The 1,253-nt window shown below is 76.4% G+C and carries 1 protein-coding gene; it reads left to right on the top strand.

Annotation, left to right across the window (positions count from 1 at the left end):
- Positions 1-339 precede the first annotated feature (339 nt).
- A complete protein-coding gene (locus tag ACFXB5_RS15225; RefSeq protein ID WP_385207366.1) occupies positions 340-1,131 on the top strand; it encodes an SDR family NAD(P)-dependent oxidoreductase in 792 nt (263 codons plus the stop codon).
- The last annotated feature ends 122 nt before the right edge of the window (positions 1,132-1,253 follow it).

Here is a 1,253-nt window from a genome sequence, read left to right as displayed (position 1 = left end):
GTGTTTGGGGGTTCCCGCGGGCTCGTTCGGCCTGCGGGGGGCGGCCCCCCGGCCCGCCCCTTCCCACAACTGGGGATCCCCCCCAGACCCCGGTGCCCAGGGGCGAAACCCCTGCCCCGCCGCGTGGCCCGCCGGACACCCCCAGCCATCCGATGCGGCACCTCACCGGAACGGCCCGCTCCCGGGGCCCGGAGACCCACGGCCGCCGACGCGTACGGGCCGGGGGACACGCCGTCGCGGCCCGCCGCGCGCGTACGGGGGGCCGGGCCCATGCCGAGCGCGGAGCGCATACGCAGTACCGTGCCCGGAACGTACTCGACCGTAACCGGAGGAGATCGCATGCGGATCGCCGGCACGACCGTCCTGCTCACCGGGGCCACCGGCGGCATCGGCCAGACACTGGCCCGCGCGTTCGCGGCCAAGGGCGCCGAGCTGCTGCTCACCGGGCGCCGTGAGGAGGTGCTGCGACCGCTGGCCGAGCGGCTGGGCGGCCGGGTGATCGTCGCCGATCTGGCCGAACGGTCCGATGTGGAGCGGCTCGCCGAGGAGGCGGCGAACGCCCAAATCCTCATCGCCAACGCCGCGCTGCCCTCCAGCGGCCCGGTCCTGGACTACCGGCCCGAGGAGCTGGACCGCGCCCTCGATGTCAATCTGCGCGCGCCGATGCTGCTGTCCCGGCTGATGGCGCCGCGCATGGTGGAGGCGGGCTCCGGCCACCTGGTGATGATCGGCTCGCTGTCGGGCCGTACGGCCTCTCCCGGCGCGGCGCTCTACAACGCGGCCAAGTTCGGGCTGCGCGGCTTCGCCCTCGGGCTGCGGCAGGACCTGCACGGCACGGGGGTCGGGGTCTCGCTGGTGCAGCCCGGATTCGTGGGCGACGCCGGGATGTTCGCCGACGCGGGGTCGTCCCTCCCCACCGGGGTCCGTACGATCTCCTCCCGGCGGGTGGCGGCCGCGACGATCCGGGCGATCGAGCGGAACCGGGCCGAGGTGAACGTGGCCCCGCTGGAGCTGCGCCTGGGCAGCGCCATCGGCGGACTGTTCCCGAGCATCGCCGAGCGGGCGCAGCGGGGCGCCGGGGCCGGCGAGACGTCCCGTCAGCTCGCCGACGGGCAGCGCGACAAGCGATAGCGCCCCGCGCGCCCGCGCGCCACGGCCCCGCGCACCACGGCCCTGTTGGGCGCGGGGGGTCTGTGTCGGCAGCCGCAAGAGCACCCCCCCCCCCCCCACTAACACCCCCCCCCGCGGGCCCA

The sequence above is a fragment of the Streptomyces sp. NPDC059455 genome, from assembly GCF_042750115.1.
GTDB classification, from domain to species: Bacteria; Actinomycetota; Actinomycetes; order Streptomycetales; family Streptomycetaceae; genus Streptomyces; species Streptomyces endocoffeicus.
Note: the sequence above shows the minus strand (reverse complement) of the source record. Positions and strands in the feature narration are given on the sequence as shown.

Excerpts from the sequence above, each read along its gene's own strand:
- ACFXB5_RS15225 (WP_385207366.1), top strand. The coding sequence starts at position 340 with ATGCGGATCGCCGGCACGACCGTCCTGCTCACCGGGGCCACCGGCGGC.